Source organism: Actinomadura rupiterrae (genome assembly GCF_024172125.1).
GTDB classification, from domain to species: domain Bacteria; phylum Actinomycetota; class Actinomycetes; order Streptosporangiales; family Streptosporangiaceae; genus Spirillospora; species Spirillospora rupiterrae.
Genome location: NZ_JAMZEA010000002.1, coordinates 87,395 through 107,188, shown reverse-complemented (window position 1 = coordinate 107,188; position 19,794 = coordinate 87,395). Strand labels below are relative to the sequence as shown.

General features: G+C 71.9%; 20 protein-coding genes. 7 read left to right on the top strand and 13 right to left on the bottom strand.

Annotated elements, in window-relative coordinates:
• Positions 1–25: 25 nt before the first annotated feature.
• The 3 genes from FHU30_RS05050 to FHU30_RS05040 are packed head-to-tail and all read right to left on the bottom strand — an operon-like array spanning position 26 to position 2,927.
• A complete protein-coding gene (locus FHU30_RS05050) occupies positions 26–796 on the bottom strand; it encodes an SDR family NAD(P)-dependent oxidoreductase (RefSeq protein ID WP_253872157.1) in 771 nt (256 codons plus the stop codon).
• The gene (locus FHU30_RS05045) at positions 796–2,079 is read right to left on the bottom strand and encodes an enolase C-terminal domain-like protein (RefSeq protein WP_253872149.1); all 1,284 of its coding nucleotides are present in this window, start codon (positions 2,077–2,079) and stop codon (positions 796–798) included. Before FHU30_RS05045 ends, FHU30_RS05050 begins: the two co-directional genes overlap by 1 nt.
• Positions 2,076–2,927 (bottom strand): fumarylacetoacetate hydrolase family protein, encoded by an 852-nt coding sequence (locus tag FHU30_RS05040; RefSeq protein WP_253872147.1) that lies wholly within the window; start codon positions 2,925–2,927, stop codon positions 2,076–2,078. Before FHU30_RS05040 ends, FHU30_RS05045 begins: the two co-directional genes overlap by 4 nt.
• Positions 2,928–3,101: 174 nt before the next feature.
• Between FHU30_RS05040 and FHU30_RS05035 the strand changes: the two genes are divergently transcribed.
• The 7 genes from FHU30_RS05035 (at position 3,102) to FHU30_RS05005 (ending at position 9,525) form a co-directional block, all read left to right on the top strand.
• Entirely contained in the window at positions 3,102–3,821 is a 720-nt protein-coding gene (locus FHU30_RS05035) for a FadR/GntR family transcriptional regulator (protein ID WP_253872146.1), read from the top strand.
• Positions 3,821–4,144: an L-rhamnose mutarotase gene (locus FHU30_RS05030; protein ID WP_253872144.1), complete on the top strand. Its 324-nt coding sequence runs from the start codon at positions 3,821–3,823 to the stop codon at positions 4,142–4,144. The genes FHU30_RS05035 and FHU30_RS05030 overlap by 1 nt, the downstream gene beginning before the upstream one ends.
• Positions 4,141–5,073: a glycoside hydrolase family 95 protein gene (locus FHU30_RS05025; protein ID WP_253872142.1), complete on the top strand. Its 933-nt coding sequence runs from the start codon at positions 4,141–4,143 to the stop codon at positions 5,071–5,073. The genes FHU30_RS05030 and FHU30_RS05025 overlap by 4 nt, the downstream gene beginning before the upstream one ends.
• A gap of 35 nt (positions 5,074–5,108) precedes the next feature.
• Positions 5,109–6,542 (top strand): glycosyl hydrolase family 95 catalytic domain-containing protein, encoded by a 1,434-nt coding sequence (locus tag FHU30_RS05020; RefSeq protein WP_253872140.1) that lies wholly within the window; start codon positions 5,109–5,111, stop codon positions 6,540–6,542.
• A gap of 45 nt (positions 6,543–6,587) precedes the next feature.
• Positions 6,588–7,961 carry a threonine/serine exporter family protein gene (locus FHU30_RS05015; RefSeq protein WP_253872138.1) on the top strand — a complete coding sequence of 458 codons (1,374 nt, stop codon included), beginning with the start codon at positions 6,588–6,590 and terminating at the stop codon, positions 7,959–7,961.
• Positions 7,962–8,026: 65 nt separating this feature from the next.
• Positions 8,027–8,353 (top strand): DUF8820 family protein, encoded by a 327-nt coding sequence (locus tag FHU30_RS05010; RefSeq protein WP_253872136.1) that lies wholly within the window; start codon positions 8,027–8,029, stop codon positions 8,351–8,353.
• A 122-nt stretch (positions 8,354–8,475) separates the two neighbouring features.
• Positions 8,476–9,525 carry a DUF6745 domain-containing protein gene (locus FHU30_RS05005; RefSeq protein ID WP_253872134.1) on the top strand — a complete coding sequence of 350 codons (1,050 nt, stop codon included), beginning with the start codon at positions 8,476–8,478 and terminating at the stop codon, positions 9,523–9,525.
• Between the two features lie 109 nt (positions 9,526–9,634).
• Here the strand turns inward: FHU30_RS05005 and FHU30_RS05000 are convergent, their stop codons facing one another.
• The 10 genes from FHU30_RS05000 to FHU30_RS04955 all read right to left on the bottom strand — a co-directional run bounded on the left by FHU30_RS05000 (position 9,635) and on the right by FHU30_RS04955 (position 19,425).
• The gene (locus FHU30_RS05000) at positions 9,635–10,753 is read right to left on the bottom strand and encodes an LCP family protein (protein WP_253872132.1); all 1,119 of its coding nucleotides are present in this window, start codon (positions 10,751–10,753) and stop codon (positions 9,635–9,637) included.
• A 58-nt stretch (positions 10,754–10,811) separates the two neighbouring features.
• Positions 10,812–11,711 (bottom strand): STM4011 family radical SAM protein, encoded by a 900-nt coding sequence (locus FHU30_RS04995; protein ID WP_253872130.1) that lies wholly within the window; start codon positions 11,709–11,711, stop codon positions 10,812–10,814.
• Positions 11,711–13,024: an STM4012 family radical SAM protein gene (locus FHU30_RS04990; RefSeq protein ID WP_253872128.1), complete on the bottom strand. Its 1,314-nt coding sequence runs from the start codon at positions 13,022–13,024 to the stop codon at positions 11,711–11,713. Before FHU30_RS04990 ends, FHU30_RS04995 begins: the two co-directional genes overlap by 1 nt.
• The gene (locus FHU30_RS04985) at positions 13,021–13,821 is read right to left on the bottom strand and encodes an STM4013/SEN3800 family hydrolase (protein WP_443612885.1); all 801 of its coding nucleotides are present in this window, start codon (positions 13,819–13,821) and stop codon (positions 13,021–13,023) included. Before FHU30_RS04985 ends, FHU30_RS04990 begins: the two co-directional genes overlap by 4 nt.
• Positions 13,809–14,969 (bottom strand): STM4014 family protein, encoded by a 1,161-nt coding sequence (locus tag FHU30_RS04980; RefSeq protein ID WP_253872118.1) that lies wholly within the window; start codon positions 14,967–14,969, stop codon positions 13,809–13,811. Before FHU30_RS04980 ends, FHU30_RS04985 begins: the two co-directional genes overlap by 13 nt.
• Before the next feature lie 2 nt (positions 14,970–14,971).
• Positions 14,972–15,886: an STM4015 family protein gene (locus FHU30_RS04975; RefSeq protein WP_253872117.1), complete on the bottom strand. Its 915-nt coding sequence runs from the start codon at positions 15,884–15,886 to the stop codon at positions 14,972–14,974.
• 4 nt (positions 15,887–15,890) lie between these two features.
• Positions 15,891–16,826 carry an STM4015 family protein gene (locus tag FHU30_RS04970; protein WP_253872115.1) on the bottom strand — a complete coding sequence of 312 codons (936 nt, stop codon included), beginning with the start codon at positions 16,824–16,826 and terminating at the stop codon, positions 15,891–15,893.
• A 112-nt stretch (positions 16,827–16,938) separates the two neighbouring features.
• Entirely contained in the window at positions 16,939–17,739 is an 801-nt protein-coding gene (locus FHU30_RS04965) for a MetQ/NlpA family ABC transporter substrate-binding protein (protein WP_253872113.1), read from the bottom strand.
• Between the two features lie 25 nt (positions 17,740–17,764).
• Positions 17,765–18,421: a methionine ABC transporter permease gene (locus FHU30_RS04960; RefSeq protein ID WP_253872111.1), complete on the bottom strand. Its 657-nt coding sequence runs from the start codon at positions 18,419–18,421 to the stop codon at positions 17,765–17,767.
• Positions 18,418–19,425 (bottom strand): methionine ABC transporter ATP-binding protein, encoded by a 1,008-nt coding sequence (locus tag FHU30_RS04955; RefSeq protein WP_253872109.1) that lies wholly within the window; start codon positions 19,423–19,425, stop codon positions 18,418–18,420. Before FHU30_RS04955 ends, FHU30_RS04960 begins: the two co-directional genes overlap by 4 nt.
• Positions 19,426–19,794 lie beyond the last annotated feature (369 nt).

The window sequence follows — 19,794 nt, the reverse complement described above, 5'->3', positions numbered from 1 at the left end:
GGGTGGTCGGACGCCGTCCGACCGTTCACGAGCCGGACGCGGGACGGAGCCGGAGGCCCTGCATACCGCCGTCCACCGCGAGCGACGCGCCGGTGGTGGCGCCGGACGCGGGGCTGGCGAGGTAGGCGATCGCGGTGGCGACCTCCTCGGCGGAGACCAGGCGGCCGATCGGCTGCCTGGCGTTGAGCGCGGCGAGTTCGGCGTCGGGGTCGGGGGCCTTCGCCAGGAGCCGTCCGATCCAGGGCGTGTGCACCGTGCCGGGGTTGACGCAGTTGACGCGGATGCCCTCGCGGGCGTGGTCCGCGGCCATCGCGAGCGTCAGCGAGAGGACCGCTCCCTTGGACGCCGAGTACAGCGCCCTCTGGGGAAGCCCGGCCGTCGCGGCGATGGAGCAGGTGTTGACGACCGACGCGTGCGCCGACGCGCGCAGGTGCGGGAGGGCGGCGCGCGTCACGCGCACGATGCCGAGGACGTTCACGTCCAGGACGCGCCGCCATTCGTCGTCGTCGTTGTCCTCGACAGTGCCCTGGGCACCGATTCCGGCGTTGTTGACCAGAACATCGAGTCCGCCTAGGTGTCCTGTCGCCGCGCCTACGGCGGTGCGCACGGACGCGTCGTCGGTCACGTCCGCCTTAGCGGTGAAGAACGGTTCGGGCGCGTCGTCCACATCGAGGCAGGCGACGGCCGCTCCTCGTGCGCGCAGGAGCGTCGCGGTCGCCAGGCCTATGCCGGACGCGCCGCCGGTCACAATGGCCCTGATCCCGCCGAACTCCCTCGGCTCCTCCAGACCGTCCATCAGCTCCTCCAGACCTCGCCGTGCGGGAAGGCGTGCGCGGCCAGGCTCGCCGCGCGCATCTCGGTGGACATTCCGGGCGCCGCCGGCGCGGCGTACCGCCCGTTCACGATCCGGACCGGATCGGTGAAGTGCTCGTGCAGGTGGTCGACGTACTCGATGACCCGGTCGTCGGTGCTGCCGCTGACCGCGACGTAGTCGAACATCGACAGGTGCTGGACGGCCTCGCAGAGCCCGACGCCGCCCGCGTGCGGGCACACCGGGACGCCGTGCGCGGCGGCGAGCAGCAGGTTCGCGACGTTCTCGGTGACCCCGGCGACCCGGCAGGCGTCGATCTGCAGCACGTCCAGCGCGCCGGCCTGGAGCATCTGCTTGACCATGACCCGGTTCGCGATGTGCTCGCCGGTCGCGACCTTCACGGGCGCGACCGCGCGCCGGACGGCCGCGTGGCCGAGCACGTCGTCCGGGCTGGTCGGCTCCTCGATCCAGTACGGGTCGTAGGGCGCGAGGGCCTTCGTCCACTCGATCGCGGGGCCGACGTCCCAGCGCTGGTTCGCGTCCACGGCGATCCGGACGTCCGGGCCGACCGCCTCGCGCGCCAGGCGCATGCGGCGGATGTCGTCGCCGAGGTTCGCGCCGACCTTCAGCTTGATCTGGGTGAACCCGTCGGCGACGGCCTCGCGCGCGAGGCGCACGAGCTTCTCGTCGCTGTAGCCGAGCCATCCGGGAGTGGTGGTGTAGGCGGGGTATCCCTGCGCGGTGAGCGCTTCGGTGCGTTCGGCCCTGCCGGGCTGGGCGTCCTGGAGGATTTCCATCGCGCGCGCAGGAGTGAGGGCGTCGGTGAGGTAGCGCCAGTCCGCGAGGTCGACGATCTGCTCGGGGGACATCTCGGCCAGCAGCCGCCACACGGGCAACCCGGCGGCGCGTCCGGCCAGGTCGAACGCGGCGTTCACGACGGCCGCGGCCGCCATGTGCACCGCGCCCTTCTCCGGGCCGAGCCAGCGGAGCTGCGAGTCGTGGACGAGCCGCCGCGCGAACCCGCCGAGGTCGCCGGTGTCCAGGTCGGCGCCCACGACCAGCGGCGCGTGCGCCTCGATCGCGGCGACGCAGACGTCGTTGCCGCGGCCGATGGTGAAGCAGAACCCGTGCCCTTCGAGGCCGTCGTCGGTGCGCAGCACCGCGTACGCCGCCGAGTAGTCGGGGTCGGGGTTCATCGCGTCCGAGCCGTCCAGCTCGCGCGAGGTCGGGAAGCGGACGTCGTGCGCCTCCAGCGCGACGATCTTCACGCGGCGCTCCCGACGGTCTGCCGCTGCCGGCCGAGGCCCTCGATCTCGACCTCCACGACGTCGCCGGCGCGCAGGTACGGCTCGCCGGGACGGCCGAGGGCGACCCCGGCCGGGGTGCCGGTGTTGATCACGTCGCCGGGTTCCAGCACCATGAACCGGCTGATGTACCAGACCACGTGCTCGATTCCGAAGATCATGTCCTTGGTCGAGCCGTCCTGGCGCAGCTCCCCGTTCACCCACAGGCGCAGCGGGAGCGCGGCCGGGTCGGCGATCTCGTCGGCGGTGACCAGCCACGGGCCGAACGGGTTGAACGTCTCGCAGGACTTGCCCTTGTCCCACGTCCCGCCGCGTTCGAGCTGGAACTCGCGCTCGGAGACGTCGTTGCTGATCGCGTACCCGGCGATCAGGCCGCGGGCCTGCTCGGGCGAGTCCAGGTAGCGGGCCGTGCCGCCGAGGACGACGGCCAGCTCGACCTCGTAGTCGGTCTTCACGCTGCCGCGCGGGACGAGCACCTCGTCGTCCGGTCCGACCACTGTGTTCGGCGCCTTCATGAACAGCACCGGCTCGGCCGGGGGCTCCGCGCCCGTCTCGGCGGCGTGGTCGCGGTAGTTGAGGCCGACGCACACGATCTTGCCGGGCCGCGCGAGCGGCGGGCCGACCCGTCCGGGCGCCGCCAGCACCGGCAGGCTTCCCGCCGCCAGCGCCTCGCGTGCCTGGTCAAGGCCGTCCCCGGCGAGGAACGCGGCGTCGATGTCGGCGGTGATCCCGGACAGGTCGCGCACCGTGCCGTCCCCGGCCAGGACGGCCGGCCGCTCGGCGCCCGCCGGTCCCACGCGCAGCAGCTTCACTGAGGCGTCCCCCCTCATACTCGATCTTGCTGTCGATTCATCGGACCAATCGTGGAGTCATCAGACCACTTCTCGGGGGGATCCTGGCAATACCCCGTAATGAAGTCGTTACTTGCGTTGATTGGTCCGACCAGATCAGGATGGTCACGGCATCGGGGGAAGGGAGAACCAGGGGTGACCGAGGACGCGACCACGCCACGGACGACCGTCACCGAGCGGGCGATCGCCCAGATCAGGGCGAAGCTCGGCGCCGGGGAGCTGCTGCCGGGCCAGCGGCTGCCGACCGAGCGCGAGCTGGCCGTCGAGCTCGGCCTGTCGCGCAGTTCGATGCGCGAGGCGATCCGGGCGCTGACCGCGCTCGGCGTGCTGGAGTCGCGGCACGGCGCGGGCGTCTACGTGACCCGGCTCAGCCCGGACGACCTGCTGGAGACGTTCGGCGCGGTCGCCGAGATGTCCCGCGGCCGGACGCTGCTGCACCTGGTGCAGGTGCGCAAGATCCTCGAACCGGCGGCCGCCGCGACCGCGGCCGCGCGCATCGACGAGTCCGGGCTCGCGCTGCTGCGCGTCCAGATGCGGGCGATGGAGCGCGGCGTGGACTCCGAGGAGATCGTCGGGCACGACATGGAGTTCCACCGGATCATCAACGAGGCCGCCGGGAACCCGGTGCTGGCCGCGATCCTGGGCGGGCTGAACACCCGCACCTTCCGCGCGCGCGTCTGGCACGGCCGGCAGGAGGCCGACGCGTTCGCCCGCAGCTTCCACGAGCACGCCGCGATCTACCGCGCGCTGAGCGAGCGCGACCCCGAGGCGGCCCGCACCGCCGCCGCCGTCCACATCGGCGCCGTCGAGGACTGGGCGCGCCGCCAGGCCGACACCGACCCCGAGGAGGACTGATGCGCATCGCCCTGCACACCCGGCTCAAGCCCGGCGCCGAGGCCGCCTACGAGCAGGCGCACCGAGAGGTGCCGGAGGAGCTGACCGACGCCATCCGCGCCGCCGGCGCCCGCGACTGGACGATCTGGCGCAGCGGCCTCGACCTGTTCCACGTCCTCGACTGCGACGACTACGCCGACCTGCTCGCCGCCCTGGAGGACCTCCCGGTGAACACCGCCTGGCAGGCCCGCATGGCGGGCTACCTGGACGTCGTCCACGACTACTCCGCGTCCGGCGCCGCCGCCGGCCTCCCCGCCGTCTGGCACCTCCCCCACCCCGAATGACCGGACGCCCCGCCTTGAGGCTCTGGTACGAGTCGCCCGCCACCGACTGGGAGCGCGAGTCGCTGCCCATCGGCAACGGTGCCCTCGGCGCCTGCGTGTTCGGCGGCGTCCACGCCGAACGCCTGCTCCTCAACGAGAAGACGCTCTGGACGGGCGGCCCCGGCTCGCGCGAGGGCTACGACTTCGGCAACTGGGACGCCGCCGACGCCGTCCGGACCGTCCAGCACCTCCTGGACGAGAGGCAGCACCTCTCCCCCGAGGAGGTCGCATCCCACCTCGGCCGCCCCCGCACGGGCTACGGCTCCTACCAGCCCCTAGGCGACCTCCACCTCCTCGTCCACCCCACCCCGCCCCACTCCCGCCCGGTCCGCGGACGGAAGGAACCGAGATCGGACCGCGGGCGGTCCGTGGCGGTGGCGGGGTATCGGCGGGAGTTGGAGCTTGGGGAGGGGGTGGCTCGGGTGTCGTATGTCGTGGACGGCGTGCGGCATCGGCGCGAGTACTTCGCGTCGCATCCCGCGAACGTGATCGTCGGACGGCTCGCCGCCGACCGGCCCGGCGCGGTCTCGTTCACGTTGCGCGAGACCTCGCCGCGCGACGACCAGGTGGTCTCGGTCCGGGACGGGCGGCTGACCGTCCGGGGGGCGCTCGCCGACAACGGGCTGCGCTTCGAGGCGCAGGTGCACGTCGTGACCGAGGGCGGCACGCGGGTGGACGGCGACGGCGAGATCACCGTCACCGGCGCGGACAGCGCCTACTTCGTGCTGTCAGCGGCCACCGACTACGCGGCGACCTACCCCGCGTACCGCGGCGACGATCCGCACGCGCGCGTCACCCGGGCCGTGGACGAGGCCGTCCGCGCAGGCCATGCCGCCCTGCGCGCCGAGCACGTCCGCGACCACCGCGCCTCTTCGACCGCGTCACCCTGACCCTGAGCGCAACGGATCACCTCCCTCGGCGGCGAGTGCCGACTGATCGGTTGCTGGCGGGCTACGGGCAGGGCGACACCGAGGCCGATCGGGCGCTGGAGGAGCTGTTTTTCGCTTATGGGCGTTATCTGCTGATCGCGTCCTCGCGGGACGGGTCGCTGCCCGCGAACCTGCAAGGCGTGTGGAACGGCCTGGCGGAGCCGCCGTGGAGCGCCGACTACCACACCAACATCAACCTCCAGATGAACTACTGGCCCGCCGAGACGACGAACCTCGGCGAGACCGCCGGGCCGTACGACGCGTTCGTCACGGCCTTGCGGGAGCCCGGCCGGGTGACGGCGCGGCGCATGTTCGGGACGCGCGGCTGGGTCGTCCACAACGAGGTGAACCCGTTCGGCTACACGGGCGTGCACGACTGGCCGACTGCGTTCTGGTTCCCCGAGGCGGCGGCCTGGCTCACCCGCCAGATGTACGAGCGTTACCTGTTCACCTGCGACACCTCCTACCTCCGTGAGACCGCCTACCCCGCGATGCGGGAGGCGGCCGAGTTCTGGCTCGGCAACCTGCGCCCCGATCCCCTCGACGGGACGCTGGTCGCCTCGCCGGCCTACTCCCCCGAGCACGGCGACTTCTCCGCCGGACCCGCGATGTCCCAGCAGATCGTCTGGGATCTACTTACAAACACGAGCGAGGCCGCCGAAACGTTGGGGGTCGACGGAGAACTTCGCGAAGAAATCGCGAAGACCCTGGTCAGGCTGGACCCCGGGCTCCGCATCGGCGCGTGGGGCCAGCTCCAGGAGTGGAGGCTCGACCGGGACGACCCTTCCGACACGCACCGGCACGCCTCCCACCTTTTCGCGCTATACCCGGGACGCCAGATCAGCCCCGACACGCCCGAGGCGAGGGCCGCCGCGGTCGCGCTGGCCGCGCGCGGCGACGGCGGGACGGGCTGGTCGAAGGCCTGGAAGATCAACTTCTGGGCCCGGCTGCGCGACGGCGACCGCGCGCACAGGATGCTGACTTACCAACTGGCCACGTCCACCCTCCCTAACCTCTGGGACACCCACCCGCCGTTCCAGATCGACGGCAACTTCGGCGCCACGGCGGGAATCGCCGAGATGCTGCTCCAGTCCCATCACGGGACCATCGAGGTCCTCCCGGCGCTTCCAGCCGCCTGGCGGGACGGGTCCGCGACGGGTCTGCGCGCTCGCGGGAACGCGACCGTGGACGTCACCTGGCGGGCCGGCCGGGCCGTCGAGATCATCCTCCTGACCTGGCGGGAAGGAGAGATGAGCGTCACAAACGCCCTGTTCAGCGATGCCTTCCACGCCAGTGACACCACGACACGAGAAGATGTCCCCGTCACCTTGGACGCCGCGACCATCACATTCCGGACGCGCGCGAACCACCGTTACCGGTTTGTCCTTTGTGGGACTCGCGGCGGCTTATCACCGGTGACGCATGGGTAGCCTGCGATCGAGATCTTGGTCGCGGGCGGGAGGGTTTTTTCGGTCATGGGTCGCACTGCGGAGCGCCTGCGCCGGAGCTGGCACGTCCTCATGGACGTCAACCCTCCCGAGCCGCCCGAGGACGAGCCGAACGACGCGTTCGACCCCCGGGCGATCGAGCTGACCCTGCGGGTCGGGGAGCTGCTGCTGGCCAGCGGCGAGGGCACCGAGCGGGTGAACGAGGCGATGCTGAGCCTCGCGGTCGCCTACGAGGTGCCGCGCGCCGAGGTCCAGGTCACCTTCACCAGCCTGCTCGTCTCGGCGCACCCCGCGGGCGGCCAGCCCCCGGTCACCGGAGCGCGCTCCATCCGCCGCCGCACGCCCGCCTACTGGCGGCTGACCGCGCTGCACCAGCTCGTCCAGGAGGCGTCCATCGGGATGCTCGGGCTGGGCGAGGCGCTCGCGCAGCTGCACGAGATCAAGCGCGGGCGCGCGCCCTACCCGCCGTGGCTGATGGTGTTCTGCCTCGGCGCGATCGCCGCGTCGGCGTCGATCCTGGTCGGCGGCGGGCCGCTGGTCGCCGCGACCGCGTTCGTGGCGACGGTGTTCGGCGACCGCACGGCCGCCGCCCTCGCCCGCCGCGGCATCGCCGAGTTCTTCCAGCTCACGGTGGCCGCGGCGATCGCCGCGACGGCCGCGGCGCTGGTCGTGGCGGCGGGCCACCAGGGCCATGCGTCCACGATCGTCACCGGCTCCATCCTGGCGCTGCTGCCGGGCCGCCCGCTCGTGGCGTCCATCCAGGACGGCATCACAGGCGACCTGGTCAGCGCGGGCGCGCGGCTGCTGGAGGTCTTCTTCATCATCGCCGCGATCGTCGCCGGCCTCGGCGTCGCGGTCTACCTGGCAGTACGGCTGAACGTGGACATCAACGTCGGCCACCTTCCGGTAACACCGGCGCTGCTGCAGCCCGTGCCCGTCCTGGCGGCGGCGGCGGTCGCGCTGACCTTCGCGGTCTGCCTGGCCGGCCCCCGCAACGTGCTGATCCCGGCGGGCATCGGCGGCGGGCTGATCTGGGTGATGTACGTCGTACTGCTGAACTGGAAGGTCACACCCGTCCTGGCGTCGGCGGTCTCGGCCATCATCGTGGGCATGCTCGGCAGCATGCTCGCGCGGTGGCGGAACGCGCCGTCCCTCCCCTACGTGGTCCCGGCGATCTCGCCGCTGCTTCCTGGAACGCTCCTATACCGGGGCATGGTCGAGCTGAACACCGGAGCGGCGCAGCAAGGCGCGCTGAGTCTGGTGGCCGCGCTGTCGGTCGCACTGGCCCTCGGCGCGGGCGTCAACCTCGGCAGTGAACTGGTACGGGCCTTCCAGAGCGTCGGCCTCAGCGCATCGGGCAGATGGGCGCGTCCAGCCGCGCGGCGCACACGCGGCCTGTAGGCGTCATCCGGGACGCCTGCAGGCCCCCGAGGAAAGTGTCAGAGGCCCCTTCTAACGTTCTCGGTATGTACCGACAGGGAGACATCCTCATCGTCCCGGTGAGCGAGGACGAGGTCCCGCGGAACCTCCTCGGCCTGCCGCCCGCCGCGCGGGACGGACGTGGCCGGATGGTCCTCGCGCTCGGCGAGGCCACCGGCCACGCGCACGCCCTGAACTGCGAGGGCACGCTGCTGCGCGACCCCGACCCGCTCGCCCCCGACTACCTGCACCTGCCCGCCGGCGGACGGCTCGGGCACGAGGAGCACGCGGCCATCTCGCTCCCCCAGGGCTGGTACCGCGTGGTCCGGCAGCGCGAGTACGTCCCCGGCGCCGTCCGCGTCGTCGCCGACTGACCCGCCACCGGACGAGCCCGGCCGGCTGAACGACCCCTGCGCCTGACCCGCGTCCGTGGCGGGCTTCCCCTGCGCCTGACCCGCGTCCGTGGCGGGCTTCCCCTCACCCCCTCTGGAGAGTCGTGAACGAGTTGGACCACGCGAACCTGATGCTGTCCTGGGAGTCGGCGGCGTTCGCCACCGGGCCGGGCGACCGGGCGCGGGCCGAGGCGGGCATCACCGCCGCCTACGAGGCCGCCGGGCTGGACGCGCCGCAGCGGTTCCTGTGGGTGGAGTCGCCGGCGCAGGGGGCGCTCGCCGCCGCCGTCCTCGCCGGGAACGCGGAGGTTCTGCGCGAAGCGGGCATCGAGGTGCCGGACGTGCCGTCCGATGCCGGTGCGAGCGTGCGCGACGCCGTCCGGACGCGTCCGTGGGAGGCCGCGCGCGCCGAGGCGCACGAGCGGCTGGGCAATCGCGAGTGGGCGCGCTCCTGGTCGCGGACGGCCGCGCCGTTGTGGGACAAAGTGCAGCAAGTCGTCGTCCGCATCCGGCAGGCGGTCGGCGACCTGGCGCGCGAGGACGGCTCGCGCGCCGAGTCGGTGCTGCGCACGGCCACCCTCGACGCCGTCCTCGGCCAGCACGACGCGCCGTGGCTGGCGCAGTTCGACGCGCTCGGCACGCCGCCTCCCGGGCTCGCCGAGGCGGCGCGGAACGCGGGCTGGTGGTGGCCGTACGAGCGGCTCGTGATCGTGTCCGAGCGGCCGTCCGAGCTGCACCGCGACGAGCCGGGCCGTCTTCACCGGGGCGACGGCCCGGCCCTGGCCTTCCCCGACGGGCTCGCCCTGCACGCGTGGCGCGGCATGCCGATCCCGGACGGGTTCATCGCCTCGCTCACCCGGCTGAACGCCGAGCTGCGCCGGGTCATGCTGGAGGTCTACGGCTACGACCGCTACCTCGAAGAGACCGGCGCCAAGCCCCTGCACCGGGACGAGACGGGCGTGCTGTGGCGGATCGACCTGCGGGACGACGAGCCGGTGGTCATGGTCGAGGTCGTCAACTCCACGCCCGAACCGGACGGCACCTACCGGCAGTACTACCTGCGCGTCCCGCCGGAGACCCGCACCGCCCGCGAGGGCGTCGCCTGGACGTTCGGCATCGACGCGGCCGACTACAACCCGCTCAAGCAGACCTGATCCGGGCACACCGCCCAGCAGGCCGACCCGGGCTCATCGCTCAGCAGGCCGACCGGGCTCATCGCCCAGCGGGCCGACCGGGGCTCATCGCCCAGGCTGGACTGCCGGCTCAGCCCCAGGTTTTGCGGCAGATGTCGTCGCTGGGGCGGATCTCGTCGCCGGTCGGAGCCGGAGACTTGGACTGGGCGGGCCGGGTCGGCCTGGCCCCTGCGGTCCGGCCCGGCGACGCGCCGTCCTTCGGCTTGAGGGTCGCGAGCGGGTCGCGGTCCTCGCGGATGGCGGCGAGGAACGGCGCGGCGGCCGGGGTCATCGCGACCCGGTTCCGGTTGCGGACCCACGGCGACGACGGCAGCGTGACGAACTTCAGCGAGTCGGCCGAGAGACCGCGGACACCCTGGGCGAGTCTCAGCATTTCCGACAGGCTCAGCGCGCGGTCGGTGGTCATCGACCGCGCGCCTGTGCCCAGCAGCTTGTTCAGCCGGGACGGGCTGCTCAGCACGCCGGACGTCATGGCCTGGCGCGCGAACGAGGCCATGAACTGCTGCTGCCGCCGCATCCGCTGGGTGTCGGTGCCGTCCCCGAGTGTGTAGCGGGCGCGGACGAACTCCAGCGCCGTCTCGCCCTTCACCACGCTCGTCCCCTTCGGCAGGTTCAGACCCGATTTGGGGTCGTGCACGGCCTTGGGCAGGCAGATCGAGACGCCGCCGACCGCCTCGGTGAGGCCCTTGAACCCGGTGAAGTCCACCTGGACGAAGTGGTCGATGTGGATCCCGGAGAACTTCTCGACCGTCCTGATCGTGCAGGTCGGGCCGCCGCGGGCGAACGCCGAGTTGAACATGGCGAGGCTCAGCGCCGGCGTCGGCGGCCCCTTCTTCTTCGGGCAGGACGGGATCGGCACCACCAGGTCGCGCGGGATGCTGACGCCGTAGGCGCGCCCGCCGCCCGCCGCGATATGGACGAGGATCACGCTGTCCGCCTTCGGCGCCTCGCTCTGGTGGCCGCGCCCGTACTTGGCATTGCCGCCCGCGCGCGAGTCCGAGCCGAGCAGCAGGAGGTTGACCGACGCGTTCAGCTTCTTCGGCCGGTCCTTGCCGAGCATGGCGTCGGGATCCTCGTGGTGGATGCTCGACTGGAGCCTGTAGTAGTACCCGTAGGCGCTCAGGCTCCCGGACACGGCGAGCGTCGCGGCGGCGACGGAGACCACGGCGAGCGTGCGCCGGAGGGTCATGGGGCCTCCCAGAAGACGATCTTTCCGGGAGTGTCTTGCCACTACCGCCCGAACGGGTTCACGCCAGTTTCGGGATGCGTTCCAGGATTCCGCCGGCGAACACGTCGTAGAGGCCGAGCGGCTCCAGGTGGACGTAGCCGATGTGGCAGTCGCACACGTCGAGCGGGCAGGGGCGCGGGCCCAGCGCGGCGCGGAACGTCCCGTCGTAGAGGTTGCCCAGGACGTCCGGGACGAAGTGGCAGCGCCGGACGGTCCCGTCGCCGTCCACAGATACGACACTCTCACCGGTTCGGCAGGCGCGGCCGCGGCTCGGATGCGGGTCGCGGCTGTAGCCGAAGAGGGGGTCTATGGCCGTCCACTCGGCGGCCTCGGCGTCGGTGTAGCTGCGCCCTTCGGCGGCGTTCACCCAGAGGTAGACGTGCTCGGGCAGGTCGGCGCGGAGCCGGAGGGCGTCCGCCAGGTGCTCGGGCTGCCCGACGACGCCGACCGAGTACCGGATGCCGCGTTCGGCGAGGTCGCGGGCCTTGCCGAGGAACCGCTCGTAGGGCACCTGGCCGGGGTGGTAGGTGGCCCAGAGGGCGAGCTTCGCCGGATCGGCGTCGGACGTCCAGGACGTCCGGTAGCTGAGGTTCGTCTGGATGGCCACGCGCCGGACGTTCGGCAGGTGGCTCAGTTCCACCAAAGCCCGCCGATACCAGGACCGGACGAGACCTTCTCCCCAAGGAGTGAACAGCACCGAGACCGAGGGAGCACCGGAGACCCACGCCGTGAAGCGTTCCAGCGAGGCACGGTCGGCGCGCAACTGCTCGACGCTGTCGCGGCGCTTGGCGAACGGGCAGTACGGACAGTCGTAGTCGCAGCTCGCCAGCGGCCCGCGATACAGAATCGTCAGGTGCTCGTCGGAACGCGCAGGACGCGGACGCGCCACAACAGGATCGGGAAGCGGGACGGCAGGCATCAGCGGGCCTCGTAGGCGTCCATGAGCGCACGCACGGAACCGGAGAAAAGCGCCGGTCCGATCGCGTCCGAGTAGGCGAGCCCTTCGGACGTGAGGCGCAGCGCGTCCGGGCCTACGTCCAGCCAGCCGCGATCGGCGAAGCCCTTGAGGTCGTCCGGAAAGTCGTCCATCGCATCGGAACCGAACCGCGCACGGTAGGCGGCGCGGTCGAGCCCGGACGCCTGCAAGAGCGACTGGAGGAGATGGCGGCGGCGCCGTTCGTCCTCGTCCAGGCGGAAACCGACGCGCGCGGTAGTGAAGTCGTCCGCACGGACGTAGTCGTCGATGATCGCCCGGACCTCGGTCGCGCCGACCGCATACTCGAACGAATAGTGCAGATCGGACGTGTACGACCGGGCACCGCAGCCGAGCCCGATCATGCCGTCCGACTGGCAGCAGTACTCGGTCCCGCCGGCCCCGGTCCCGCCGACGCCACCGGACGGCAGCCTGAACATGCGCATGGAAACCTGCTCGTATCCGGCGGCGAGCAGGTGGTCGCGGCCCTGCCGGTAGAGCGCGAGGCGATGGTCGTCCCAGTCGCGGCCGAGCCGGAACAGCCCGGTCAGCGGACGCTTGTAGAGCGGGTAGAGGTAGATCTCCTCGGGCTTCCAGCGGAGCGCCGTTTCGAGCGAGTACGCCCAACTCTCGGCCGTCTGCCCGGCGATGCCGTAGATCAGGTCGATGTTGAGGACGGGGATCGCGGCGTCCCGGATGGCGTCGAGCGCAGTGTCAACCTCGGCGCGCTTCTGTGGACGGACGGCCGCGCGCGCCTCGGCGTCCACGAAGGACTGCACGCCGATCGAGATCCGCGTCGTCCCGCGATCGCGCAGCACGCGCAACCGGTCCGGCGTTGCGGTGGCCGGAGACGTCTCGACACCCAGCGGCGCCGACCCCGGCGGCGCCGACCCGAGCGGCGCGAACCGGGACGCGATGTCGCACAGCCGATCCAGCTCGGCGGCGTTCAGATAGGTCGGCGTTCCGCCGCCGAAAGCGGCCATGGCGAACGAGGCGTCGCCCAAGGCATCGGTAACCGCATCGGCCTGGCGCGACAGAGCCGAAAGGTAAGCCGAGGTCAGATCCTCGGACGCGCCCGTCCGCGTGAACAGATTGCAGAAGCCGCACCGCATCTCGCAGAACGGAACGTGCAAATAGAGGAACAGCGCGCTCTTGTCCTCCTCGGCCCACACCGACCGCAATGGCGGCGCGGGATCGAGCGGCCGGTAAGCGGTCTTGTGCGGGTAGGCGTACACATAACCCTGGTACGGGCTGGTCATGAAAGAACGAACTCTCCGTAGGGGACGGTCCAGACGACCTCGTGGCCGATGCGGTGCCCGACGTGGCCGTCCTCGCCGTAGGCGGTGCCGTGGTCGGAGCAGATGATCACGAGGGACGGGCGGCGGAGCGCGCCGAGCAGGCGCGGCAGGCGGGCGTCCACGTAGCGCAGGGCGGCGGCGTGGCTGGCGCGCGTGTCGCCGGACCCGCGCGTCGCGCCGTCCAGGTAGAACCAGTTCGGCTGATGCAGCGCGGAGACATTGAGCAGCAAGAACAGCCGCCGTTCCGAAGGCAGCGCCGCCACGCTCTTCTCGATCCGCTCGATCTGGTTGTCCAGGCTGGACGGATCGGTGACGCCGAAAGACGGCTCCCAATGGCTCTCGGCGAACAGAGAAGGCAGAGCTGAACCGAGCGCTGTCTGCTTGTTGAAGAACCCGACTCCGCCGATGCAGACCGTGTGGTAGCCGACGTCCGCGAGCCCTTCCGGGAGCGTGGCGGCGTCAAAAGCGAAAGTGCCAGCGCTCGTCGTCTCGCTGCCCGGAAATGCGGCGGCGAAAAGGCGCGGATGCGGCCCCGGTTCGGCCGGAGTCGGCAGGAAACCGGCGAGCATGGCGGTATGCGCGGCGTACGTGAAACTGCCGGGCGCGTGCCGCCGCTCCCAGCGCCCACCAGGCAGGACGGACGCGAATCGCGGCGTCTCCCCCGCGTCGAGCAGCTCGTCCGCGACGTCGAAGCGCAGCGTGTCGAGCGTCACCAGCACCACGTCATGCGTGCCGACGATCCCGTTCATATCGCGCATGCGACCCCCGGTGTCGTCCATGCGGCCCCCAAGGTCTCCGAAGGCACGCGCGCGGCTCCCGGCAAGGCGGACATAGCGGCCATGACCTGGGCAGTGTAGGTGTCGGCTCCGGCGGCCGGGCCGTCCGGGAGGCCGGGCAGGCCCGGCAGCAGGTCGCCGAACGCGTTCACCTCGCCGACCGCGAACCGCTTCCAGCCGATGCCGACGAGCAGGTCCACGCCGACCATGAGGCTGCCCGGGAAGCACGCGGCGGCCCGCGCGCACACGTCCAGAGCCTCGCGCCAGCCGTCCTCGCCCAGCGCGTCCCGGACGGCGGCGAGGTCCCCGCGCAGCCCACCGAGGTGCAGGTTCGTCATCGGGACGGTGCTGGTCCGCACGACCGCGTGCGTCGGCACCCCGGCGACCACGACGACGCGCAGGTCCAGCACGCGCCCGTCCAGCGCGGCCTTGGGCATCCAGCGCTCGACGTGCAGCCCGTCCGGCCCGAGCGCGTCGACCAGCTCGGCGACCTCGGCCTCCGTCCGGTACGTCCGGACGCGCAGCGAGTTGTGGAACCCGTCCGGACGCCGAGCCGCCGAGGTCACCGCCTTGATCCGCGCCGAACCGCGGGCGCCGGGCCCGCGCGCCGGGGCGACCTCCAGCGCGATGACCCCCGAAGCGGACGATCCGTGCGCCGGTTTCACGAACACCCGCTGCTCGCCCGCCTCCTCCATCCGCGCCCGCAGCGAGGCGTAGTCGGAAACCCCGGAAAGCGCAGGCGGCACCGGCACCCCGGCGGCGCGCAGGCGCGAGTGGCAGAGCCGCTTGTCGAACATGACCGCGATCTCGGACGGAGAGTTCAGCAAAGGAGCATCCGCAGAACGCGCAGCGGCCTCGATCCGCCGAAGCCCGGCGACGAACCCCGAATACCAGCGGGCCCCGCCACCGACCGAAGACGGCGCGACCGCACCCCGCAGCATCGCATCCACAACGGGATCCTCGCCGGGCGAATCGATCCGCACCGGCACCCCGGCAGGCAGGGCGAAGGAACCGCGCAGCACCGACGGCCAGCCGATGACGTGCGGCTCGGCGAGCCCGGCAGCCCGGCAGGCGTCCGCGAAGAGCGTGACACGCCGGTCCCCCGGGTAGCCGATGATCGTGAACGGCACGTTCACTCCGAGACGGCGACGAACACGAACTCGCCGTCGTTCTCCTCCTGGCCGCGCAGGTCGACGTCGACTCCGGGCAGCGCGTCGCGCACCCGCTGCATCATCGCGTCCGAGAGGAAGTGGTGGTGCAGGTCGAGCGACTCCAGGTGGGTGAGCGGCTGCCCGGACAGCAGCAGCTCCGCGCCGCGGTCGGTCAGCGTCCCCATGGCCAGGCTCAGCGACGACAGCTGCGCGACGACCGGCGCCGAGGCCACGGCCGCGGCGATGTCGTCCTGGAAGTCGGCGTTCTCCAGGCCGAGCCGCCGCAGCGCGGGGAACCGCTCCCCTGACAGGAAGGGCGCGAGGTCCCCGACGCGGACCTCGTCGCCGTAGTTGTAGTTCTCGTCGCCGAACCAGAAGTCCAGATGCTCCAGGTTTGGCAGGTCGCTCTCCGCGACCGCCTTGACGACCTGACCGGGCAGCCCGCCGGACTCGAACCGCATCCTGCGCAGGGACGTGCTCGCGAACGGCGTCAGCCGCAGCCCGTCACCACCCCGCACCTCGAACGTTTCGAGCTGCGGGAACGCGGCCAGCAGCGGCGTGACGTCGCCGTGCTGGATCCAGGAGATCTCGTTCTCCTCCATCACCACGTCGGCGACGAAGAGCGCGCGCAGCACGGGCAGCCGGTCGGCCACCTCGATGAGCGCGGTGGGCGGGTAGTGCTCCGCGCCCTCGTGCCCCCACCAGCCGGCGACCAGGGCGGTGATCCGCCCGGCGTCGACGGAGTCGAGCAGGGTGTGCAGTTCGTCGCGCCACTTGACGTCGTAGCCGCCGCCGACGCGCCAGGCGAAGGCCGCCGCGTCCAGCTCCTCGGTCCCGGGCTCGAACCGCAGGACGGGGAGTCCGGCGAACTCGGTCAGATGCTCGTGCAGGGTCATGGCGTCACTCCGAGACTTCGATGTAGAACCATCCGCCGTCCGACTCCTGCTTCTCGTCCAGCAGCACCTCGACCCCGTCCAGGGACGTGCGGAGGCGCTCCATCATGGCGTCGGACAGGAAGTGGTGGCGCAGGTCGAGCTTCTTCAGGTGGGTGAGCGGCTGCCCGGACAGGAGCGCCTCGGCGCCCCGGTCGGAGAGGGTGCCCATGCCCAGGTTGAGCGTCTCCAGCTGCGCGACGACCGCCGCGCCCGCGACGGCCTCGGCGATCTCGTCCTGGTTCTCGGAGTTCTGCAGGCCGAGGTGGCGCAGGGCCGGGAAGCGCTCGCCGGACAGCAACGGCGCGAGGTCGGCGACCGTCGAGTCGCCGCCGTAGGTCTCGGTGCCGAGCCACATCTCCAGCCGCCGCAGGTTCGGCAGGTCGCCGCCCGTCACGGCCCGGACGGCCTCGCCGGGCAGCCCGCCGCTCTCGAACCGCAGCGTGCGCAGGCCTTCCGAGCGGAGCGGCTCGACCACCACCTCCGGCGAGCCGCGCACCTCCAGGCGCTCCAGACCGGGGTACGCGCCGAGCAGCGGGGCGAGGTCGCCATGCCCGATCCAGGAGATGTCCGACTCCTCCATCACGATGTCGCCGAGGAACAGCGCGCGCAGCGCCGGGAAGGCGGGCGCGGCCTCGACGAGCAGCTTCACGACCTCGGTCGTGTTCTTCTCGTCGGGCGGGCCCCAGTAGCCGATGACCAGCGCGGTCACCGCGGTCGTGTCGACCTGCCCGCGGAACCGGGCCCAGAGCTCCGCGAAATCGGGGTCCTCGTCGTAGTCGGTGCCGACGTACCAGGCGTGCTCGGCGGGGGCGGCCAGCACCGCCGGAGCCGGTTCGGAGGCCGGGGCGAAGACCGCCACGGGCAGGCCGGCGAAGTCGGCGAGGTGGACGAGGATGCTCATCGGGGGGTCCCTTCCGGATCACTGTCGGGACATGTCCTACCAGTGCCGCCCGACAAACACGTGGCCCTCGGACAAATCAGTCCGAGGGCCACGGGGAGGGTCCGGCGCGGGATCAGGCGGGAAGCACCGAGCCGTGGTACTTGTCCTGGATGAACTTCTTGACCTCCGGGCCCTGGAGCAGCTCGACGAGCTTCTTGATCTTCTCGTCGTCCTTCTTCTCCGGAGTGGTCACGATCCCGTTCACGTACGGGTTGTTCTGCGCCGACTCGGTGGCGAGCGCGTCCTTGGCCGGGTCGAGCCTGGCCTCCAGCGCGTAGTTCCCGTTGATCACCGAGGCGTCCACGTCACCGAGCTGGCGCGGCAGCGCGGCCGCGTCGGTCTCCTTGAACTTCACGCCCTTCGGGTTGGACGCGACGTCCTTCGGCGTGGCCTTCTCCTCGCTGCCCGGCTTCAGCGTGATCAGCTGGTTGGCGGCCAGCAGCTTCAGCGCCCGCGCCTCGTTGGACGGGTCGGACGGCAGCGCCACGGTCGCGCCCTGCTTCAGGTCGGCGAGCTTGTGCACCTTCTTGGAGTAGACCGCGAGCGGCTCCAGGTGGACGCCCGCGACGAACACCAGCTTGGCGCCGAGCTTCTGGTTCGACTCGGCGAGGTAGGGCCGGTGCTGGAAGTAGTTGGCGTCGAGCTGGCCGTCCTTGAGGGCGGGGTTCAGCTGCTCGTAGTTGCTGAACTCCTTGACCTCCAGCTTGAGCCCGGCCTTGTCGGCCAGGTTCTTCTTGACGTAGTCGAGGATCTCGGCGTGCGGCACGGAGGTCGCGCCGACGACGAGGGTGTCCTTGTCCTTGCCCGAGCCGCAGGCGGCGAGCCCGAACAGCAGTCCGGCGGCGGCCACGGTGGCGGTGATCTTGCGAAGCACGAAGAGTGCCCCCTTCATTTCGGTTCTAGCGGTGGGAGAGGCGCCGGACCAGCCGGTCGCCGAGCAACTGGACGATCTGGACGAGCACGACGATCGCCACGACGACGGCGTAGGTCACGTTGGTCTCGAAGCGCTGGTAGCCGTAGCGGTTGGCGATGTCGCCGAGCCCGCCGCCGCCGATCGCCCCGGCCATGGCCGAGTAGCCGATCAGCGCGACGAACGTGACGACCAGGCCGGCGATCAGGCCGGGCCGGGCCTCGCGGAGCAGCACCTTCCAGGCGATCTGCGGGCGGGACGCGCCCATCGCGCGGGCCGCGTCGACCACGCCCGGGTCCACCTCGCGCAGCGAGGTCTCCACGAGCCGGGCGTAGAACGGGATGGCCGAGACCGCCAGCGGGACGATCGCGGCGGTGGTGCCGATGGTGGTCCCGACGATCGCGCGGGTCACCGGCAGCAGCGCCACCAGCAGGATGATGAACGGGATGGACCGGCCGATGTTCACGACCAGTCCGAGCAGGTGGTGGACGGGCGCCAGCGGCGCCAGGCCCCGGCGGTCGGTGACCACCAGCGCGAGCCCGAGCAGCGCCCCGAGCACGGCCGTGATCACCGTCGCCCAGACCGTCATCTGGAGCGTCTCGACGGTGCCCTGCCGCAGCAGCGGCCAGATCTCGTCCCAGGTCATGCCGCCACCTCCGTCCCGGGAACGGGGTGGACCTCGACGGTCAGGCCCGCCTCGCGCAGGTGCGCGAGCTGGGCGGCGTTGAGCTCGGGGCCGCCGGGCAGCTCGATCCGCAGCCGCCCGATCCGGGTGCCGCCGACGTCCTCGACGGCGCCGCCGAGGATGTTGACGTCGATGGAGTAGGTGCGGGCGAGCGACGACACGAACGGCCGTCCGGCGGCCTCGCCCTCGAACGTCACGTCCACGACGGTGGTGCCGGGGCGGACGTCGGCGGCGGGCAGCGGGAACAGGTCGCGGGCCAGCTCGGAGCCGGGCCGCAGCAGCAGGTCGCGGACGGTCCCGGACTCGACCACCCGGCCGTCGCGCATGATCGCGGCCGAGTCGCAGATCCGCTTCACCACGTCCATCTCGTGCGTGATGAGCAGCACGGTCAGGCCGAGCCGGTCGCGCAGGTCGCGCAGCAGCGCGAGGATCGACGCGGTCGTCTCGGGGTCGAGCGCGGAGGTCGCCTCGTCCGACAGCAGCACCTTGGGCCGGCCGGCGAGCGCGCGGGCGATCCCGACGCGCTGCTTCTGGCCGCCGGAGATCTGCGCCGGGTAGGCGCCCGCGTGCTCGGTGAGGCCGACGAGGCCGAGCAGCTCGGCCACCCGCTCCGCCCGCTCGGCGCGCGGGACGCCCATGACCTCCAGCGGGAACGCGACGTTCCCGGCGACGGTCCGGCTGGACAGCAGGCCGAAGTGCTGGTGGATCATGCCGATGCCCTGCCGGGCCGCGCGCAGCTGCCCGCCGGAGAGCGCGAGCAGGTCGCGGCCGTCCACCTCGATCCGCCCCTCGTCGGGGCGTTCCAGCAGGTTGACGCAGCGGAGCAGGGTGCTCTTGCCGGCGCCGGAGCGGCCGAGGACGCCGAAGATCTCCCCCTCGCGGACGGTCAGGTCGACACCGTCCACGGCGGTCAGCTCGCGGCCTCGGGACCGGTAGGTTTTTCGGAGTTTCTCGATCTGGATCACAGGAAATATCCGTGTGGACGACCGCGCCCGGAGCGGGCGGCGGCAGGCGGAAAGGGGCGGGTGACGCGTGAAAACGCGGTACGGCCGCCCGGAGGCGGGGCGTACGCGGCTACGGTGCGCCGGCCAGGGGCGCTGACCTGGGCCCGGGCGCGGCCCGGACGCGGCTCAGGCGCGGCCGGGCGGGTAGGGCGCGTGGCTCAGCAGGTGGCGTTGGAAGATCATGTGCGGGTTGCGGCTTCCGGTACGGAGTCGTCGGAGGTCGCTCGCTTCGGGGCGCGAGTCTGCGGTTCGGCGGGGGCCCTCAGCGGTCACACATTCGGCACCGGCACGGACACCCCAGGGCACGCGTCATCGTCCGCAGGGTCTGCG

Bases quoted from the DNA above. Each gene is read 5' to 3' on its own strand.
- FHU30_RS05030 (WP_253872144.1), top strand. From the start codon at position 3,821: ATGCGCATCGCCCTGCACACCCGGCTCAAGCCCGGCGCCGAGGCCGCC.
- FHU30_RS04990 (WP_253872128.1), bottom strand. From the start codon at position 13,024: ATGACCAGCCCGTACCAGGGTTATGTGTACGCCTACCCGCACAAGACC.
- FHU30_RS05050 (WP_253872157.1), bottom strand. From the start codon at position 796: ATGGACGGTCTGGAGGAGCCGAGGGAGTTCGGCGGGATCAGGGCCATT.
- FHU30_RS04985 (WP_443612885.1), bottom strand. From the start codon at position 13,821: ATGCGCGATATGAACGGGATCGTCGGCACGCATGACGTGGTGCTGGTG.
- FHU30_RS04970 (WP_253872115.1), bottom strand. From the start codon at position 16,826: ATGAGCATCCTCGTCCACCTCGCCGACTTCGCCGGCCTGCCCGTGGCG.
- FHU30_RS05015 (WP_253872138.1), top strand. From the start codon at position 6,588: ATGGGTCGCACTGCGGAGCGCCTGCGCCGGAGCTGGCACGTCCTCATG.
- FHU30_RS05000 (WP_253872132.1), bottom strand. From the start codon at position 10,753: ATGACCCTCCGGCGCACGCTCGCCGTGGTCTCCGTCGCCGCCGCGACG.
- FHU30_RS05025 (WP_253872142.1), top strand. From the start codon at position 4,141: ATGACCGGACGCCCCGCCTTGAGGCTCTGGTACGAGTCGCCCGCCACC.
- FHU30_RS05010 (WP_253872136.1), top strand. From the start codon at position 8,027: ATGTACCGACAGGGAGACATCCTCATCGTCCCGGTGAGCGAGGACGAG.
- FHU30_RS04960 (WP_253872111.1), bottom strand. From the start codon at position 18,421: ATGACCTGGGACGAGATCTGGCCGCTGCTGCGGCAGGGCACCGTCGAG.
- FHU30_RS04975 (WP_253872117.1), bottom strand. From the start codon at position 15,886: ATGACCCTGCACGAGCATCTGACCGAGTTCGCCGGACTCCCCGTCCTG.
- FHU30_RS04995 (WP_253872130.1), bottom strand. From the start codon at position 11,711: ATGCCTGCCGTCCCGCTTCCCGATCCTGTTGTGGCGCGTCCGCGTCCT.